This is a genomic window from Corallococcus carmarthensis (genome assembly GCF_003611695.1).
GTDB lineage: Bacteria > Myxococcota > Myxococcia > Myxococcales > Myxococcaceae > Corallococcus > Corallococcus carmarthensis.
The window spans coordinates 26185-44163 of sequence record NZ_RAWE01000028.1 but is presented as its reverse complement, the minus strand read 5'-3'; the positions used below and the strand labels follow the sequence as shown (position 1 = coordinate 44163).

Annotated in this window: 19 protein-coding genes; 15 read left to right on the top strand and 4 right to left on the bottom strand. The window is 70.8% G+C overall.

Translation table 11 applies throughout. The features are described from left to right. The first annotated feature begins 4 nt into the window (after positions 1-4). Entirely contained in the window at positions 5-1429 is a 1425-nt protein-coding gene (locus D7X32_RS10855) for a protein-disulfide reductase DsbD family protein (protein ID WP_120602458.1), read from the top strand. 24 nt (positions 1430-1453) lie between these two features. On the opposite strand, the gene D7X32_RS10850 is transcribed toward D7X32_RS10855, so the two are convergent. Together D7X32_RS10850 and D7X32_RS10845 are read right to left on the bottom strand one after the other, a co-directional pair. After that, positions 1454-2044 (bottom strand): tRNA-uridine aminocarboxypropyltransferase, encoded by a 591-nt coding sequence (locus D7X32_RS10850; protein ID WP_120602457.1) that lies wholly within the window; start codon positions 2042-2044, stop codon positions 1454-1456. Continuing rightward, positions 2041-2592: a hypothetical protein gene (locus tag D7X32_RS10845; RefSeq protein ID WP_014395291.1), complete on the bottom strand. Its 552-nt coding sequence runs from the start codon at positions 2590-2592 to the stop codon at positions 2041-2043. Before D7X32_RS10845 ends, D7X32_RS10850 begins: the two co-directional genes overlap by 4 nt. Before the next feature lie 491 nt (positions 2593-3083). Here D7X32_RS10845 and D7X32_RS10840 point away from each other — a divergent pair, with 491 nt between their 5' ends. The 8 genes from D7X32_RS10840 to D7X32_RS10805 all read left to right on the top strand — a co-directional run bounded on the left by D7X32_RS10840 (position 3084) and on the right by D7X32_RS10805 (position 9672). Then, on the top strand, positions 3084-3665 hold the full coding sequence (locus D7X32_RS10840) for an RNA polymerase sigma factor (RefSeq protein ID WP_120602456.1): 582 nt from the start codon (positions 3084-3086) through the stop codon (positions 3663-3665). Further along, positions 3662-4135 (top strand): anti-sigma factor family protein, encoded by a 474-nt coding sequence (locus tag D7X32_RS10835; protein ID WP_120602455.1) that lies wholly within the window; start codon positions 3662-3664, stop codon positions 4133-4135. Before D7X32_RS10840 ends, D7X32_RS10835 begins: the two co-directional genes overlap by 4 nt. Positions 4136-4283: 148 nt before the next feature. Further along, complete coding sequence (locus tag D7X32_RS10830; RefSeq protein ID WP_120602454.1) at positions 4284-5132, top strand: zf-HC2 domain-containing protein; 849 nt, start codon at positions 4284-4286, stop codon at positions 5130-5132. A gap of 58 nt (positions 5133-5190) precedes the next feature. Then, a complete protein-coding gene (locus D7X32_RS10825) occupies positions 5191-5457 on the top strand; it encodes a hypothetical protein (RefSeq protein WP_147450102.1) in 267 nt (88 codons plus the stop codon). Between the two features lie 286 nt (positions 5458-5743). Continuing rightward, complete coding sequence (locus tag D7X32_RS10820; RefSeq protein WP_120602452.1) at positions 5744-7093, top strand: M24 family metallopeptidase; 1350 nt, start codon at positions 5744-5746, stop codon at positions 7091-7093. Between the two features lie 55 nt (positions 7094-7148). Further along, positions 7149-7958, top strand: a complete 810-nt coding sequence (locus D7X32_RS10815; protein WP_120602451.1) for a hypothetical protein — start codon at positions 7149-7151, stop codon at positions 7956-7958. A gap of 11 nt (positions 7959-7969) precedes the next feature. Beyond that, positions 7970-8989 carry a CARDB domain-containing protein gene (locus tag D7X32_RS10810; RefSeq protein ID WP_120602450.1) on the top strand — a complete coding sequence of 340 codons (1020 nt, stop codon included), beginning with the start codon at positions 7970-7972 and terminating at the stop codon, positions 8987-8989. Between the two features lie 2 nt (positions 8990-8991). Continuing rightward, positions 8992-9672: a hypothetical protein gene (locus D7X32_RS10805; protein ID WP_120602449.1), complete on the top strand. Its 681-nt coding sequence runs from the start codon at positions 8992-8994 to the stop codon at positions 9670-9672. A gap of 48 nt (positions 9673-9720) precedes the next feature. Here the strand turns inward: D7X32_RS10805 and rtcR are convergent, their stop codons facing one another. Then, the gene (rtcR, locus tag D7X32_RS10800) at positions 9721-11352 is read right to left on the bottom strand and encodes an RNA repair transcriptional activator RtcR (RefSeq protein WP_120602448.1); all 1632 of its coding nucleotides are present in this window, start codon (positions 11350-11352) and stop codon (positions 9721-9723) included. 146 nt (positions 11353-11498) lie between these two features. Between rtcR and D7X32_RS10795 the strand changes: the two genes are divergently transcribed. From D7X32_RS10795 to D7X32_RS10780, 4 genes are all read left to right on the top strand, one after another. After that, positions 11499-12734 carry an RtcB family protein gene (locus tag D7X32_RS10795; protein WP_120602447.1) on the top strand — a complete coding sequence of 412 codons (1236 nt, stop codon included), beginning with the start codon at positions 11499-11501 and terminating at the stop codon, positions 12732-12734. Positions 12735-12921: 187 nt separating this feature from the next. Beyond that, entirely contained in the window at positions 12922-13938 is a 1017-nt protein-coding gene (rtcA, locus tag D7X32_RS10790) for an RNA 3'-terminal phosphate cyclase (protein ID WP_120602446.1), read from the top strand. A 135-nt stretch (positions 13939-14073) separates the two neighbouring features. Further along, positions 14074-14931 (top strand): DNA-formamidopyrimidine glycosylase, encoded by an 858-nt coding sequence (gene mutM, locus D7X32_RS10785; protein ID WP_120602445.1) that lies wholly within the window; start codon positions 14074-14076, stop codon positions 14929-14931. A gap of 21 nt (positions 14932-14952) precedes the next feature. Next, positions 14953-15210, top strand: a complete 258-nt coding sequence (locus D7X32_RS10780) for a hypothetical protein (protein ID WP_171446819.1) — start codon at positions 14953-14955, stop codon at positions 15208-15210. Here D7X32_RS10780 and D7X32_RS10775 read toward each other — a convergent pair. Continuing rightward, positions 15207-15866 (bottom strand): hypothetical protein, encoded by a 660-nt coding sequence (locus D7X32_RS10775; protein WP_120602443.1) that lies wholly within the window; start codon positions 15864-15866, stop codon positions 15207-15209. The two genes, D7X32_RS10780 and D7X32_RS10775, sit on opposite strands and share 4 nt — an antisense overlap. A 107-nt stretch (positions 15867-15973) precedes the next feature. On the opposite strand from D7X32_RS10775, the gene D7X32_RS10770 reads away from it, so the two are divergent. Then, entirely contained in the window at positions 15974-17107 is a 1134-nt protein-coding gene (locus D7X32_RS10770) for a response regulator (protein ID WP_120602442.1), read from the top strand. A gap of 88 nt (positions 17108-17195) precedes the next feature. Then, on the top strand, positions 17196-17945 hold the full coding sequence (locus D7X32_RS10765; RefSeq protein ID WP_120602441.1) for a YebC/PmpR family DNA-binding transcriptional regulator: 750 nt from the start codon (positions 17196-17198) through the stop codon (positions 17943-17945). The last annotated feature ends 34 nt before the right edge of the window (positions 17946-17979 follow it).

Sequence of the window (17979 nt, the reverse complement as noted above, 5' to 3'; positions counted from 1 at the left end):
ACGCATGGACACGAAGAAGCTGACGCTGGCGGCGGTGGTGGCGGGAGTGGCGGTGGCCGTGGTGCCGTGGCTGTTGCCCACCGGCCCGAGCGCCGGGCTGGACGCGGCCCGGTTCCTGGAGTCCGGCAACCTGGCGTGGGGCGCGCTGGTGGTGTTCGCCGGCGGCCTGCTCACCGCGATGACGCCGTGCGTGTACCCGCTCATCCCCATCACCGTGTCGGTGTTCGGCGCGAGGAAGGCGGAAGGAAGGGGCCGCTCGCTGGCGCTGACGACGTCGTACATCGTGGGCATGGGCGTGGTGTTCAGCGCGCTGGGCATCCTGGCGGCGAAGACGGGCCAGGCCTTCGGTTCCATGCTGGGCAGCCCCGCGGTGGTGATGGGGCTGGCGCTGTTCCTGCTGCTGCTGGCCTCGTCGATGTTCGGCGCCTTCGAACTGGCGCTGCCGTCGTCCATGCAGACGAAGCTCAGCAACGTGGGCGGCGCGGGCATCGCGGGCGCGTTCGTGATGGGCAGCGTGTCCGGGTTCCTGGCGGCGCCGTGCACGGGGCCGGTGCTCACGGGCCTCCTGGCCTTCGTGGCCAAGTCCGCCAACACGACGCTGGGCGCGACGCTGCTGTTCATCTACGCGCTGGGCATCGGCGTGCCGTTCTTCCTCATCGGCGTGTTCACGGTGCGCCTGCCGCGCGGCGGCGTGTGGATGGAGTGGGTGAAGAGCGTGCTGGGCATCATGCTGGTGGCGCTCGCGTTCTCGTACCTGAAGGACGCCTTCCCCTGGGCGCGCGACACCGTGAAGGCGCTGGGCGCGCAGGTGGGGCAGGTGCCCGGCGCGGTGATGGCCGCGGCGCTGGTGGTGGTGGGTGTCCTCGTGGGCGCGGTGCACCGCTCGTTCAAGGAGGGCCCGCGCGAGTTCGGCTTCAAGGCGCTGGGCGTGGCGCTGGTGGTGGGCGCGCTGGTGGTTCGCGGCGGCGCGCTGGACGCACGGCCCACGGGTGAGCTGTGGGTGCGCATGGGGCTGCAGCAGCACCCCGTCGCGCCGTCCTGGCAGTGGCATCACGTGATGCCGGCGAAGACGGCGACGTTCGACGCGAGCCAGTTCGAGCAGGTGCTCGCGGCGGCGAGGAAGGAGGGCCGCCCGGTGCTCATCGACTTCTTCGCGGACTGGTGCGCGGCCTGCAAGGAGCTGGACCGGCTGACGTACCCGTCCACGGAGGTCATCTCCCAGGCGCAGGACAGCCGCTTCCTCACCATCAAGATCGACGCGACGAACAGCGAGGACCACCTGGACGCGCTGATGGAGAAGCTGGGCGTGGAGGGCCTGCCCACGGTGGCCTTCGTGAACCCGGACGGCACGGTGCTGACGAAGCCGCGCGTGACGGGCTTCCTGGAGCCCGTGCCCTTCGCGACGGAGATGCAGAAGGTCCTCCAGTAGGAGGCCCGTCGCCGCATCAGGGCGTCAGAGGTAGTTCTCCCAGCCCAGCCGCCCCCGGCTCGCGAGCACGCGTTCAATCATCAGCTCGTGCAGCGTGAGCAGCGGCTTCGCGAGGTCCTCGCCCTCCAGCCGCGCGAGCGCGCCGGCCATGGCCTCCAGCGTGGACATCCCGTCCGGATGCGGTGGCTTGCGCAGCCGTCGCGTGTCCGGCGCCGGCGGCGGAAGCCTCAGGCCCGGCAGCCGGCGCAGGGCGGGGACGCGCTGCACCATGCGCCGCGCCTGCGCCCAGCTCCCGTCGATGACGACGAGCCGCTTCGGCGGAGGGCCCTCCGCCTCCGGCGCGTCGGGGAACAGCAGCCACGTGTCCGGCGTGTCCAGCACCGACGGGTCGAAGGGCGCCCCGGGCGCGCCATAGGAGACGATGTGGCAGCGGGGCAGGGCCAGCGCCGCGATGCGCGCCGTGTTGGTGCTCTTCTGCGACTCCTTGTTGTGCCGGATGATCAACAGCTCCGTGCGCGTGGGGATGACGGGCACCTCCGCGCACAGGCACAGGGCCGTGGGCAGGTAGCACCGCTCACAGCGGCCGGACAGGTCCTCCGGGGTGCTCGACCTCATTTCGCCGCGGTGCGGTAGCGCTCCATCAGGGCCCGCGCCTCGCGCAGCTTCTCCTCGACGAAACGGTCGTCCGCGTCCGGCTCGTATTCGGCGTCCGGCGGATCCAACTGGAAGAGGGCGGACAGGCTCGCGGGGGCGACCTCCAGCCACTCGGACGTGCGGGTGAGCGCGGCCTGCCGGCGCCCGGCGAAGGTCTCCGGCCCGTCCTCCGGACCGCACCGGCAGATGCGCGCGGAGTCCCCGGACACGTCCACGTAGAGCCCCAGCACCTCCGCGTCCACCTCCGCGGCCAGCGCGCAGGTGGCCTCGCTGACGTAGGCGGCCATGGCCTGCGCCGCGGAGCGCTCCGTCAACGAACGCACCAGGTAGACCTGCCACCCGGCCTCCGTGAGGGCCCCCGCTTCACTCAGTGGGGCCAGCTCCGCGGGGGGGGCCTGGATGCGCGACAACAGCCGGCGCACGGGGACCTCCAGCCGCTCGAGCCGGGCGTTGGACGCGGGGCAGAAGAAGACCACGCGGTACTCTCGGCTGTCGGCGGCGGTTTCCATGGGCATACGGCGGTGCCCAAGAGGACCAAAGGACTCCCCAGGCACGCAAGGGGGGAGTTTCGCTCCGGGACGCTTCCCCGGGCCTCCGGGAGGCTTCCTGGGGTCCCGGAACGCGCCCCGGCGGGACGGGCCCACCCGTTTGACGCACCAGGAGGGCTGCTTCGCGGAGCCTCCGCGGCGGATCCGCGCGTTCACGAAAAGGCTCCGGCCGCCAGAAATCCGTTGGGGCATGCGGGGCGCCTTTTTCCGCGCCATTTTTCACGCCGGGCGGGGCATGCGCCACCCGGAGGCAAGACACACCCACGGAGAGGAATTGAACCGGGGAGTACCTGGATGTCTGTCTATTCCATGCAAGGAATTGGCGTCTGGATGAAGTGTTCCAGCCGCACTGGCAGCCATGATGCGGGAAGAAGCGCGACAGCATTTGTCGCATCATTGAGAAGAAAAGAATCCGACCCTCGGCGTTCTCTGGAGGGAAGGGAGGCGGTCGCATGGTGCCAGGGAGGGAGGAGCCGCCAGTCCGGGAGGGCTCTGGAGGGGAATTCGCCGCGTTCGCGATCCGCCATCAGCCGGTGCTGGTCGCCATCGCGCGCAATGTCTGTGGCAAGAGTGCCAGTGATTGCGACGACCTGGTGCAGGACGTGCTTCTGCGCGCGCTCCTGCAATGGGAGCGGCTCAAGCGGTGGCCGGAGCCCGCGCGCCGCGCGTGGCTGGTTCGCGTGCTGCACAACCGGTTCCTGGATCAGTGCCGCCGCCAGGGCGCGGAGACGGATCGCCGGGTGGACCTGCACAACGTCCACATGCTCTTCGAGGACCCGGAGGACTCGCCGGAGCCCGAGCAGTGGGAATGCGTCACGGAGGACGAGCTGCGCCAGGCCGTGGCCCGGCTCAACGAGAAGCTGCGCCAGGCGTTCGAACTGCATGCGCGGGGCCTCCGCCATGCGGAGATCGCCCGGCGGATGAACACCCCCAGTGCGGGAACGGTGGGCACGTGGCTCTTCCACGCCCGCCGCCGCCTCAAGGCCATGCTCCACGACACCGCGGAACGCCGCCGCCAGGAGAGGGAACGATGAGCACCGCGTGTGAGGACCTCCAGCCCTTCCTGGACGGCAACCTGTCCGCCGAGGACCAGCGCCGCGTCCGCGGCCACCTGGCCCACTGCGACGTCTGCTCGCGGCGCTTCCACGACCTCTTGCAGATGGAGATGCTCGCGCGGCTCGCGCTGGAGGACGCGGCGGAGAGCGAGCGCTGGGTGTCCGCCCGTCAGGCCCGCGACACGGTCCCCGGCTCCTGGGACGACGACGTGCCTGAGAACTGGCCGGGCGACGTGGCCGCCGCGGAGGTGCCTCCTCCCCCCGAGCGCGAGGGCCGGGCATGGCACCAGGGGGCTCGCCGCTTCCGCCGGCGCTGCCCGGGGTGCGCCAACTGCTGCCCCTGGTTCGCGCGGACGGAATCCGTGGAGGCCGTCAGCGCGCCGCGCCTCCCGTGCCCGCGCTCCAGCCGCTCCGGTGGAACGCTGCTGCGCCCACGCTCGCGCCGCTGATGATGGGGCCCCGTCCGCCTGCGCCTCCCCGGGGGGCAGGCGGATGAGCGGGCAGCGAACGCTGGGAGCGGAATCCACCAAGGATTGCTTCCGCTCGCGTTTCCCAAGGGACGGGAGGCGGCCGCGCGACTCCGGGCCCTGACGCTTGATGGATCTCTGGTGCAAGAAGCTCTACCGGTTCCTCGATGGGGAGCTGGAGTCGGGGGACGAGGAGCACTTCCGGCTCCATCTGGCCCTCTGCCGTGCGTGCGCCAGCGGGCTGCATGATGCCATGCAGCTGGAGATGCTCAGCGTCCAGGCCCTGTGCGGCGCGGTGGCCCACAACGACGCGCCACCCCCGCCTGCTTCCCTCCGGCAGCCGTTCCGTCTCCGCCTTCCGCGCGGCCGGTGGCGGCAGGCGCTGGGGGCGGTGCTGGCCATGGGACTGGGCGCGCTCACCGCGTTCATGACCGGGAACGGCTTCCGGCCGGGAGACGCGTGGCGGGCGGATGCGTCCGCGCGGGAGCTGGAGGCGCGCATCGCGTACCCGGCGGCGGACCGTTACCTCCCCTACGTTCCCGTCCGGACAGGGACGGGAGACGGGGCGGCCCTCGCGGCCGAGCCTCCCGTGCCCCTGCGGACCCTGGCGGCGCTGGAGGACCGGGGGGATCTGCACGGCATCGCGGCGGCCTACCTCGTGCGCGGCGAGTTGCGTCAGGCGGCGGACTTCCTGTCGCGCAGCGCGCCTTCCCTGGACCGGGACAGCGACCGGGCCGTGGTGGCGATGGCGGCGGGGGACTTCCGGGGCGCCCTGGACCTGATTGAAGGCGTGCTGCGTCAGGCACCGGACCATCCCCAGGCCCTGTGGAACCGGGCGCTGGCGCTCCGGGCCATGGGGCTCCCGCTCCAGGCGGCGGAGGCCTTCGAGGCCGTGGCCCGCCGGGGGGAACCCGGCTGGAGCGAGGAGGCCGGAATCCGGGCTCGCGCGCTCAGGCAGGGAGGACACTTCCTGAAATAAATGAGGCGGGCGCGACCCAAGGTTTTTTTCGGTCGGCGTCTAATTATCGAGGCGCGGCGTGGCGGCGGCGTGGGTGGACGGAAGACACCGCACCCGGGGGGACGCGATGTACCGCATCGATGCGTGGAGCCAGGGGGACGGCGCGATGTGGGCGCCCGGTTCCAATGGGGGCGCGGGAGTGCGGCCGGAGGACGAGGCCCGGGAGCCGAGGGGATTCCGGGTCGAAGAGGAGGAGGGGGACGGGGAAGAGGCCTCCCGGGACGAAGGGGAGGACTCGCTCGTTGATTTCGATGAAAGCGACCTGGACTGGGTCGCCAGCTACTGAAGTTACGGCGCGCGCGGTTGGATGTCCGCGCTCCACGCGGCCTTCGGGGGAGGGCCGCCGCTTCCAGAGGATTCGCCGGCCGAAAGGTCTGGCTGAATCCCGGTGTCCCGGACCGGGGGGGACGGGATCCGGAAGCGCGAGGGAGCGAGGACGTCCGAGCGGGTGAGCAGGTGGGATGCGCCCCAGGCCCTCCGTTCCCGGACCCCAAGGGTTCCGGGAGCGGGGGGCTTCGGTTTTTCGGGCGCGCTAGGCTGCTCCGCCTTCTTCCCGACCCGGAGTTCCCGACATGAACCGTTGGCGTGGAGTCCTTCTGCCGGCCCTGAGCCTGGGCTGTCTGGTGGCGTGTGCCACCGCGCCCGTGCGCGACACCGCCGTCCCCACGTCCACGGCCGTGCCGTCGCCGTCCCAGGCCCTGGCCCTGCGCGAGGCCTGGCTGAAGGAGCGGCACGGGCTGCTGCTGGACATGATGCGCCGCCACGGCGTGGGCATGTGGGTGGTGGTGAATGAGGAGTTCCACGATGATCCGCTGACGGCCTGGGTCGCGCCGCCGCTGCCCTACGCGGGCAACCGCGACGTGTTTGTCTTCGTGGACGCGGGCGACGCGGGGCTCCAGAAGGTCGCGCTGACGGGCTACGCCACGGAGGCGGTGACGCGCTTCTTCACCTCGCCCCCGGTGGAGCGCAAGCAGGCGGAGGCGCTCGCGGAGTTGGACGCGCGCTACCACCCGCGCACCATCGCGCTGGGCATGGATGGCCGGCGCGGCGTGACGCGCAGCCTGACGCATGACACCTACAAGTGGCTGGTGGAGGCGCTGGGGCCGACCGCGGAGACGCGCTTCGTGAGCGCCGCGCCGCTCATCGAGGAGTACCTGGACACGCGCCTGCCCGGCGAGTTCGTGCCGTACCGCGACCTGGTGGTGCTGACGGAGTCGCTGGTGAAGCGGGCGCTCTCCAACGAGGTGGTGGTGCCCGGCAAGACGACGGTGGGGGAGGTGCGCCGCTGGCTCTACGACGCGCTGTTCGAGGCGCGCGTGGGCACGTGGTTCCAGCCGGACCTTCGTCTGCAACGGCAGGGCATGAAGGACGGTTTCTCCCGGGGCTTCCTGGCGGTGGCGGACGAGGCGGTGGTCATCCAGCGCGGAGACCTGCTGCACGTGGACTTCGGCGTCACGGCGCTGGGCCTGAACACGGACTGGCAGAAGATGGCGTACGTGCTGAAGGACGGGGAGCAGGATGTTCCGGAAGGGCTGAAGCGCGCGCTGATGAACACGCAGGCGCTGCAGGACGCGCTGATGCTGCGGGCGTCGCGGCCGGGGCGCTCGTCGGCGGACGTCTACGACGCGACGATGGCGGAGATGAAGGAGCGCGGCATCGAAGCCAAGGTCTACAGCCATCCGCTGGGCGCGCAGGGGCATGCGCTGGGCGCCTCCATCGACTTCCGCGCGGCGTCACGCCAGGAGGCGCCCCGGGTGCTGCGCAAGGGCTCGTACCTCGCGGTCGAGCTGAGCACCCTCACCGCCGTGCCAGAGTGGGGCGGGCAGCAGGTGGCGGTGATGCAGGAAGATCCGGCGTACCTGACGGACGAAGGCTGGCGGTTCTTCGTGCCGCGCCAGGACGCCTTCTATCTCATCCACTGAAGGCACGAAGGGAGCGGACGTGATGCGCGTGGGCAGGCCATGGACGACGTTCAGGATGGAGGGCCGCGCGCGGGTCGCGCTGCTGCTCCTGGGACTCACGGGGTGTAGCGCCGCCAGTGGGGACGAAGCCCCCACGCGACAGGAAGGTCCCCTCGTCGCGGAAGCGTCGCTCCGGCCGCCGCGCGCGGTGGACAGCCTGCTCAGCCTGTTCGACCAGACGGCCTCCGTGGTGGAGGGCGACGTGGTGGACGTGCGCTCCGAGTTCTCGCCGCGCACGGGCCCGTGGACGGTGGTGACGCTGGGCGACGTGCGGGCGCACCTGGGCGCGGCTCCCCGCGAGCTGCGCCTCAAGCAGGCCGGAGGGTTGCTGCCGGATGGCCGCCAGTTCGTGGTGAGCCACGTGCCCCGCTTCGTCCGGGGCGCGCGCTACGTGGTGTTCCTGCGCAACACCGGCTGGAGCCTGTCGCCGGTGCTGGACGAGCACGCGTTCCGAGTGGAGTCGGTGGGCGGCCGCGAGGTGCTCGTGGGCGCCGAGGGCGGGCTCGTGTCCGGCCTGGGTTCGGCGGGCGTGCGGCAGACGGCGCCCGTGTTCGAGACGGTGGACCTGATGGGCGCGCGTCCGGCCATGCGCGCGGAGGCCCAGGCCCGGAGCGCTCCGGAGGCACTGGAGCGGGAGGCGTTCCTCTCGCTGCTCCAGAACCACCTGCGCGCGCGGGGCATCAGCGTGGCGGGGGCGTTCCGCGAGGAGCCTGTCACCACCGCGTCGTCCCTGTCCGTGCCGGTGACGCCCGCGGTGGCGCCGTCCGCGGTGCCGGGTGTCGTTCCCCTCCAGCCCGAGCGGGACATCCCGCCCGGCCAGCCGTGATGAGGTCCGCCATGAAGACAACGACATTCGTGGGCATCGTCGCGGCGCTGGTGCTGGGCAGCGTGGAGGCGGGAGCCGCCGCCTGGGACACGTGCAACGGGACGCCGGTGAAGTGGTACACGGGCCCGGTCGTGTACCGGAACCGGTGCAGCATCCCGGACTCCGGCAACGTCAACACGGCGTACTGGAACGGCTTGCGGCAGTGGGACGACCTGTCTCACATCGTCGCGGGCTTCAACGTGAACGCGGCGACGGACTGCGCGTTGGACCACAGCGACGGGCAGAACGAGATCGGCCTGTGTGACCGGGCGGCCATCGACGGGAACAACGGCGTGACGTACTCCACGGTGGGGCTGTGCTTCATCGGGAGCAACGGTATCGACGAGGCGGATGTCTGCATCGCCAGCGACCTGGACTTCACGCCTCGCACCGGCAATGCGTTCGGCACGTCGGGCCGGAGCACGTTCGTGCACGAAGCCGGGCACTTCTTCGGCTTCAAGCACGAGGGCGGGCACAGCATCCTGCGCACCTCGCCGCCGCACCTGGTGACGGGTGGCTACGAGTCCTCCACGCTGTGGCCCACGAACGCGCAGGGCATGAACACGCTGTACGGCTACACGGTCACGAAGCCCAACCTGCTGCCGTCCGCCATGGGCGTGGTGGGGGACGTGGCGCAGACGCTGGACCCCGCGGGCACCAAGTCGGTGTGCCGTGGCACGGCGCAGACCGTGAAGTTCTACGTGGGCAACCTGGGCAACGCGGCGGTGTCGTCCTACGCGTTCCGGGTGCGTCTGAGCCCCACGGCGCCTCCGAATGGCTACAGCGAATCCACCAACGTGGTGGCCACGTTCAACCATGCGCTGGGGGCGTTCTCGGAGGGCATCTACTCCCTGGGCTTCACGGTGCCGGCGTCGCTGCCCTACAGCACGTACTACGTCTACCTGGACATGGATCCGGCGGGGACGGTGGACGAGCTGCGGGAGAATGACAACACCACCGTCAGCGCCATGCTCCTGCGAGTGGGGTGCTGAGCATGCGCCACGCGGTCCTGATGGCGGCGCTGCTCCTGGGCGCCTGCGCGAAGCCAAGGGAGGAGCGGGTGTTGTCGCGTGAAGCGCTCGCGTCCTCCTCCGCGGTGAAGCCTTCTTCGTCAGCGGCCGCGGAGCTTCCCCAGCCGCGAGGCGCGGCCACGGTGCGCACGGATATGGGCACCTACTCGGCCCCGTCCGTGCGGTTCAGCGCCGACTTCCTGGGTGACCCGCCCGTGACCTTGATGCTGGTCGCGCTGAGTGCGCAGTCGGAGGACGGAGGCTACTGGCGCTTCCGCATGTCGGTGGACGAGAAGTTCCTGAAGTCGAAACGCGCCACCGCGCGGCTCATCCCCCAGACGGCGTTGGGCCCGGGGCTGGCGATCGTGGACTACCAGCTGCCAAAGGAGCCTCCGGTGACGATGGACGAAGGCACCCTGGAGCTGACCGTCACCGGGAACCAGGTGCGGGGGGAGGTGCGGCTGAAGGACGGTCGCGTGCGAGCGAATTTCGAGGGGCCGCTCACCGTCGAATGCTGGGTGCCGCCCGCATGGCTGAGCGGAGCGAACGCGCCAGCGGCACCCCCCGTGCCCGCCCCTTCCTCTCCCGAGGACGGTCCGGTCCGGGTGCTCGACGAGGCGCAGGCCACGTCGCAATGCCAATCCGTGGCCGCAGTCTTCCGCTGATGCGATGCCTCCTCGTGGGCCCGCCGCACGGCCCACGGGGAGGACCCGTCACTCCGCGTCGCGACCGCTCACGTCGGTCCACGCCAGCCCGAAGCGCGCCAGGTATTTCCGGAGCCGGTCCGCGTCGTTGACGCTCTTCTTCTGCGCACGCGACTGAGAGAACAACGTCCGGCCCGCATCCGACAGCGAGCGCGCGGAGCGGCACACCGTCACCACGTCCGCGAGCTGCACCCGGTCGAACCGGTCCAGCTCCGCCGCGCGCGCCGCGCCCATCACCTCCGCCAGCACGTCCTCGCTCGCTGACGCTGCCGCGGCGCCCGCCGGCCGCCACTGCGACCGCAGCCGGTCCAGCTCCTCGTCCACCACCTCGCGGGTCATCCGCCCACCCGCCGCCAGCGTGGACATGCGCAGCACGGCCGCGTTGAGGTCGCGGAAGTTGCCGCTCCACCGGGCTTCAGGGGACGTGGCGAAACGCAGGAAGTACTCCTGCGCCTCCTTGCTCATCGTCACCCTCGTCCCCAGCGCCTGGGACGCTTGATCCAGTTCGTATTGCAGGTTGGGCGCGATGTCCTCCGGACGCTCGCGCAGCGCGGGCAGCCGGAAGGTCCACAGGTTGATGCGCGCGAGCAGGTCCTCGCGGAACCGTCCCCGCTCCACGTCCAACTGGAGGTCGCGGTTCGTCCCCGCGATGAGCTGGAAGTCGCTCTCCGCCTCCTTGTCCGCGCCCACCGGCAGGAACCGCTTGTCCTCCAGCGCGCGCAGCAACATGGCCTGCTCGTCCGGGCCCAGCTCGCCAATCTCGTCCAGGAACAACACGCCGCCGTTCGCCTGCCGCATCAGCCCGGGCCGGTCGCCCACCGCACCCGTGAACGCGCCCTTCACGTGGCCGAAGAGCGTGGACATGGCGCCGTCGCCGCGCAGCGTGGCGCAGTTCAGGTCCACGAACGGGCCCGCCACCTGGTTGCGCGCCTTCTTCAGCGCGTAGATGCGCTTCGCGAGCTGCGACTTGCCCGCCCCCGTGGGCCCCGTCAGCAGCAGCGGCGCGCGGGACTGCACCGCCACCTGTTCAATCCGCTCGATGAGCCGGTTGAACGCGGCGTTGTGCGTGTCGATGCCGGACTTGAGGAACGACAGGCCCTCGCGCTGCCGCCGCCGGAAGCGCGCCGCCAGCGTGTCGTAGTTGGACAGGTCCAGGTCGATGATGGCGTGCGTGCCCACCGCCCCGTGTTCCTTCCCCTTGCCCGGGGAGGTCTGCACCAACCGGCCCGGAATCAGCCGGCTCTCCACCAGGAGGAACATGCAGATCTGCGCGATGTGCGTGCCCGTGGTGATGTGCACCAGGTAGTCCTCTTCCTCCGGATGGAAGGACTGCGCGAGCACGTGGTCCAGCAGCGCGCCATACGTCTCCTCCAGGTTCCACGGGTCCCGGATGGGCAGCGACGTGAGCCGCACCTGCGTCTCCGGGGACACCTGCGCGATGTCGTCCCGGATGACCGCCGCCAGGGATGTCGCCTGGGGCGGATGCAGCAGCTCCAGCCGGTGCACCAGCAGGTCCTCCTGCTGACACAGCGACACCGTGGGCCGCCACCGCGTCCAGCGCTGTGACCCCATCCCCGTGTCCAACGTCGTCCCCAGCATCCCGATGACGACCGTGCGCCGTGTCTTCGCCTTTTGAGCCATCAGGATAGGTATTTATCCCATGGGATATGGATTTCCAGCCCGGCCCAGGGGTCTCCCTCGGGAACGGCGTTGGCACGCCGGGTGCTCTAGCTCCCCCACGTGACCGGGACACAGCGCCCGGTCGAACGACCGAAAGGTGCAGAGCCATGGACCGGATGAACGCGAACTACGAAGTGCTGTCGGACGAGTCGGGCCGCCCCATCAAGGCGTGGACGGTGGGAGTCCCCTTCGAGGATGAGGCGAAGAAGCAGCTTCGCAACCTCCGCGGCCTGCCCTTCATCCACAAGTGGGTCGCCGTGATGCCGGACGTGCACCGCGGTTACGGCGCGACGGTCGGGAGCGTGGTGCCCACGGTGGGCGCGGTGGTGCCGGCGGCGGTGGGCGTGGACATCGGTTGCGGAATGATCGCCGTGCGCACGACGCTGCGCGCGGATCAGCTGCCGGACTCGCTGCGCGGGGTGCGCTCGGCCATTGAAGCGGCGGTGCCGCACGGCCGTACGGACAACGGCGGCCGGAATGACCGTGGCGCGTGGAAGGACTCGCCCGTGACGCATACCTCCGCGTGGGCCCGCCTGGCGGAGGGGTACGCGCAGATTGTCGCGAAGCATCCGCGCATTGGCCGTGGGCCGGAGCTGGCGCACCTGGGAACGCTGGGAACCGGTAACCACTTCATCGAGCTGTGCGTCGATGAGTCGGATGGCGTGTGGCTGATGCTGCACTCGGGTTCGCGCGGGGTGGGTAACCGCATCGGAAGCCACTTCATCGAACTGGCGAAGGAGGACATGCAGCGCTTCTTCATCCACCTGCCGGACGCGGACCTGGCGTACCTGCCGGAGGGGACGGAGCACTTCCATGACTACGTGTTCGCGGTGAGCTGGGCGCAGGACTTCGCGGCGATGAACCGCGAGCTCATGCTGCACTCGGCGGTGGAGGCCCTGAAGGCGAGCGGTGAGCTGCCTCCGTTCGAGCTGTCCGAGTCCGCGGTGAACTGCCACCACAACTACATCTCGCGCGAGCACCACTTCGGAAAGAACTGCTTCGTGACCCGCAAGGGCGCGGTGCGGGCGCGCGAGGGCGACATGGGAATCATCCCCGGCAGCATGGGGGCCCGTTCCTACATCGTCCGCGGGAAGGGAAACGCGGATGCCTTCCATTCGTGCAGCCACGGCGCGGGTCGCGTGATGTCGCGGGAAGCGGCGAAGAAGCGCTTCACGCTGGAAGACCACGCCAAGGCGACCGAGGGCGTGGAGTGCCGCAAGGACGTGGACGTGATTGACGAGACGCCGGCCGCGTACAAGCCCATCGACGCCGTGATGGCCGCGCAGGCGGACCTGGTGGAGGTCGTCCACACGCTCAAGCAGGTGGTGTGCGTGAAGGGATAGCCGAAGGGAAACCCCACCCGCCGTCCTGCGGAGGTGCACATGCCGGGATGAATCCACCGAGGCGCCCGTTCCCCCGAAGAGGTCCGCGCAAGCGGCCGTTAAGGTGGGGGAGCGGGCGCCGCTATTTTTTGAAATCAGGGATGGGATGCTGCATCCGTCCGCGAGCGCGCAAAGGAGCACCACGCACATGGTTCGCATCGATGGTTCACAGGGGGAGGGGGGCGGACAGGTGCTGCGCACCGCGCTGGCGCTGTCGCTGGTGACCGGCACTCCGTTCGAGATGGTCAACGTGCGCGCGGGCCGCGCCAAGCCGGGCCTCTTGCGTCAGCACCTCACCGCGCTCAAGGCCGCGGAGACCGTGGGCGCCGCGGAGGTGACGGGCGCGGAGCTGGGCTCCAAGCAGCTGTCCTTCCATCCGCGCGCGCTGTCGGCGGGCAACTACCACTTCGCGGTGGGCACCGCGGGCAGCGCGACGCTGGTGCTCCAGACGGTGCTGCCCGCGCTGCTGCACGCGGAAGGGGCCTCCACGCTGATGCTGGAGGGCGGGACGCACAACCCGGCGGCGCCGCCGTTCGAGTTCCTGGAGCAGGCCTACCTGCCGCTCTTGCGCCGCATGGGCCCGCGCGTGGACGTGACGCTGGAGCGGCCCGGCTTCTATCCGGCCGGCGGTGGACGGTTCCGCGTGGACATCCATCCGGCGAAGCTCCAGCCGCTCCAGTTGCTGGAGCGCGGCCGGGTGCTGCGCACGGAGGCCGTGGCCCAGGTGGCGTCCATCCCCTTCGACGTGGCGAAGCGCGAGCTGGAGACCGTGGCCGCCGTGCTGAAGCTGCGGCCGGATCAGCAGCGGCCGGAAGAACTCAAGCGCGCCTTCGGTCCGGGCAACGTGCTGCGCGTCGAAGTGGAGAGCGAGCACGTGACGGAGGTCTTCACCGGCTTCGGCGAGCGCGGCAAGCGCGCGGAAGTCGTGGCGGAGGAGGTCGCCGCGAAGGTGAAGCGCTACCTGGACGCGGGGGTGCCCGTGGGCGAACACCTGTGTGATCAGCTCCTGCTGCTGTGCGCCCTGGCGAAGGGTGGCAACTTCCGCACGGTGGCGCTGGACAGCCATTCGCTCACGCAGCGCGAGACGATGGTGCACTTCCTCGACGTGAAGGTGGACGTGCGGGAACTGGAGCGCGACGTGCACGAGGTGACGGTGAGCGCCTGACTTGGGGGAGGGCAGGGGGATGACCCCTGTCCGGCCGGATGCCGGGCGGACGGACGAGGCGCCTCCTCCAGCAGGACTCAACCCGTGGCGTTACATCGCAGCCTTCCTACCTTGTGACCCGTAGGGGAGGCTGCCGTGGCGGAAGTCCCTGAAGTCGAAATCATTGTCCGTGACCTGAAGCAGGCCGTGGTGGGCCGGCGCTTCGTGGACGCGGAGGTGCGGGTCCCCGCGGCGGTGCGCTTCGCTTCGCCGCCGGACTTCACCCAGAACCTCCAGGGCCGCAAGGTGCTCGCTGCGGAGCGGCGCGCGAAGTTCATGCTGCTTACGCTGGATGACGGGCAGACGCTCGCGCTGCACTTCATGCTGTGGGGCGAATTGCAGCTGCGGCCCGCCGGGAGCGAACGGCCTCCCGCGACGCTCGTGGTCCTCACGCTGGAGGGCAACGAGGAACTCCAGCTCACCGACACGCTGGGCTACGCGCGCGTGGCGCTGGGGCCCACGTCCATGCTGGCCTCGCAGTTGAAGCTGGAGGAACTGGGACCGGAGGCGCTCGACGAGTCCTTCACTCCGGAGGTGCTGGCGAAGCTGCTCCGGAGCAGGCGCAGCGCGCTCAAGACGGTGCTCCTGAATCAGCGCGTGCTCGCGGGACTGGGCAACCGCGACGCGGACGAGAGCATGTGGGCCGCGGGCATCGACCCGCGGCGGCTGGCGTCGTCGCTGTCCCCGGCGGAAATCATCCGGCTGCACCAGGGCATCCGTGACGTGCTGGAAGAGGGCCTGCGGCTGCGCGGCACGCAGCGGGACCTGTTCGGTGTCCAGGGGCAGGCGAAGCACCGGCGCAACATCTTCGGCAAGACGGGAGCGCCCTGTCCCCGCTGCGCCACGCCCGTGTCGCACCTGCGCATCGGAGGGCGCAACACGCATTGGTGCGCGCACTGCCAGCCCTCGGATGGCGCCTCACCCGAGGCCCCGGCGCAGACCTCTCTGCTCTGACAAGGCCCCCGGGTGGCTGGTATGAACGGGAGCGTGTCCGACGTTCCCGCCCCCTCGCCCCTGGCCCTCGAAGACGCGCTCGCGCGTGCGAGCGAAGAACACCAGCTCCCCAGCTACTACCAGTCCAGCGTGCGCCCGCTGTTGCGCGACCCGGAAGGACGCTGGCCCCACTGCTGCGGCGGCGGTTGCGAGCCGTGCGCCCAGACGCTCATCCGCGTCGCGCTGCGCACGCTCGAACTGATGGGCACGCCGCGCCAGAGCCCTCCGCCGGAGTTCTAGAACAGCCGCGTGCCCAGGCCCACGCGCCCCGTGAGCGCCAGCCGCGTCTGGCCCGCGCCCGCGCGCTCCTGGAACGTCTCCACGCCCACCTGTCCCGCCGCGAGCAGCGACACATTGCCGCCCAGGTACACCTCCACGCCCAGGCCCCCCAGCGCCTGGAAGCGGCGCTGCTTGTCGCCCGTGAGCCCCAGGTCGATGGGCAGGTCCACCAGCCCCAGCAGCGTCACGGTGTCCGCCACCCGGTAGCCCGCCACCAACCCCGGCAGGATGCGCACCAGCACGCCGGAGAAGTTGTCGTTGTCCATGTACGTGGCGCCAGAGTTGAGCACCAGGCCCACGCCCAGCGTTGGCGCCAGCCCGAACGCCCCACTCCGCACCACCTCCTTGCGGCCCAGGACCTCCAACGACGCGCCCAGCTTGAACCAGTCGAAGCGCGCCCGCGCCTCCACCTCCAGCGCGCCCAGCCCCTGCCGGAACCCCAGGCCCACCTCCGGCGCGCCCGTGTAGCCATAGAGCGCCGTCGCCCCCGCGGGCAGCTCCACCGGCGCCACCACGGAGCCCAGCGGGTCCTCCTGCGAAAAGGAGACTTCGGCCTCCTGCGCGGAGGCGAGGACGGGCACGACGAGGAGGGCAAGCAACGGTCCGAGGCGCGTCATAGGCGCGCACCCTAGCTTGGGATGCAGCCTGGCCAAAACCCAACGAATCCAGGGACTTGGGGGCAGGTTGTGCAATCGCTCGGGTTCCCTGGAAGAATGGGGAATCCATGGTTGCCTACCTGCACTCCGCGCCACCCCCTGAATCCCCCACGCGCCCAGAAGGTCGTGATGCACTCGCCCTGCAGGGTGAGGTCGCGGGCTCGGTGCTGTTGGTGGGCGAGACGCCCCGGCCCGCGGTGGCGGAGGCGCTCGTCCGCGAAGGCTTCGAGTCCGTGCACGTGAGCGGCGCGCTCGCGGCGCTGGCGCGGCTGGGGCTGGAGGCGGGGGTCTCGCGGCCGGACGCGGAGCCGGCGCTGCCGGGTTCGCGACCGGCGCTGCCCCGGCTGGTCATCATCGACGCGGACCTGCCGGACGGCGACGGCTTCAGCCTCTGCGGCGCGCTCCGGGCGGACCCGAAGACCGCGCACCTGCCGGTGCTGCTGGTGGCGCGGCATCCGGAGGAGTTCCACCGGGACCTCGCCGCGGGCGTGGGCGCGGACGAGTACCTGGTGGAGCCGGTGGACGCGCGCGACGTGGCGGTGCTCGCGCGGCTCAAGGCGGGACGGCGCGGCGAGGAGGACGTCTACGACGCGCACACCGGCACGCTGCCCTTGGTGGAGCTGGTGCGCGCGCTCCTGTCCGGCGTGCGCTCCGGTCGGGTGGTGCTGTCCGAGGACACCGGCGCGTTCGTCTTCCGCCACGGCCAGGTGGTGGACGCGACCTTCCACGGCGAGCGCGGCAGCCTCGCGTTCCGGCGCCTGCTGTGCTTCGGCTCGGGCGAGTACACGGTGACGTTCGGCCCGGAGCTGCACCGGGGCACCTTCACCATGGACCGCCCGTTCCTGTGCGACCAGATGGTGCCCGGGCTGGAGCGCTTCGAACAGCTGCGCGTCAAGGGCCTGCCCCTGGCGGCGCGGCTCACGGTGGACTTCAACCGGCTGGCGCGGGAGCTGCCCTCGCTGCCCGAAGACGTGGAGCAGGTGGTGCGCCTCTTCGACGGGCGGCGCACCGTGCGCGCGATGCTGCTGGAGTGCCGCTTCCCGGAGGCGCTGGCCTACGAGGCGGCGACCCGGCTGTTCATGCTGGGCGTGCTGGTGCCCGCCATCCTGGTGGAGGAGCGCGAGCGCGCCCGGGAGTCCGAAGGGCCACCCCGCCTCTTCGAGCCCGTCCTCACGCCTGAGGCCGAGCCGGACGCGTCGTGAGGGTTTGACTCGGGCAGCCTGCTCGGGGCACAAGGCCGGGAGCGCCACGGGCTGAACGCCCGTCCACCCCACGCCGAAGCCGCCCGCCATGTCCGGTCACAACCGATGGTCGAAACTCAAACGCGCCAACGCCATCATGGGCGTGGCCAAGGGCAAGCTCTACTCCAAGGTCATCAAGGAGCTGACCGTCGCCGCGCGTCTGGGGGGCGGTGACCCTTCCGGCAACGCCCGGCTGCGCGTGGCCATGAGCCTGGCGCGCGAGTCGAACGTCCCGCGCGACACCATCGAGCGAGCCATCAAGAAGGGCACGGGCGAGCTCGCCGGCGAGTCCTACGAAGAGGTGACGTACGAGGGCTACGGCCCCGGCGGCGTCGCGCTCATCATCGAGTGCCTCACGGACAACCGGAACCGCTCCGCCAGCGACGTGCGCAACCTGCTGAGCAACCACGGCGGGAACCTGGGCGCCGAGGGCGCCGTGGGCTGGATGTTCCACAAGAAGGGCGTCATCACCGTGAAGCCCGGCCCCACCGAGGACCAGGTGATGGAGCACGCGCTGGAGGCGGGCGCGGAGGACATCGTGGACCAGGGGCCGGACGGCTTCGAGGTGCGCACCGCCCCGGCGGACCTGCACGCGGTGGGCGCGAAGCTGGAGGCCGCGGGCCTGCCCCTGGGCGAGCAGAAGTGGACCTTCGTGCCGCAGAACACCGTGCGGGTGGAAGGCGACAACGCGAAGCGCATGTTGAAGCTGATGGACGCGCTCGACGACAACGACGACGTGCAGCACGTGCACGCCAACTTCGAAATCGACGAGTCCCTGATGGAGTCGCTGTCCACGTGAGCCCCTGACGGGCGCGTGGGAAAGGAACGGGCCG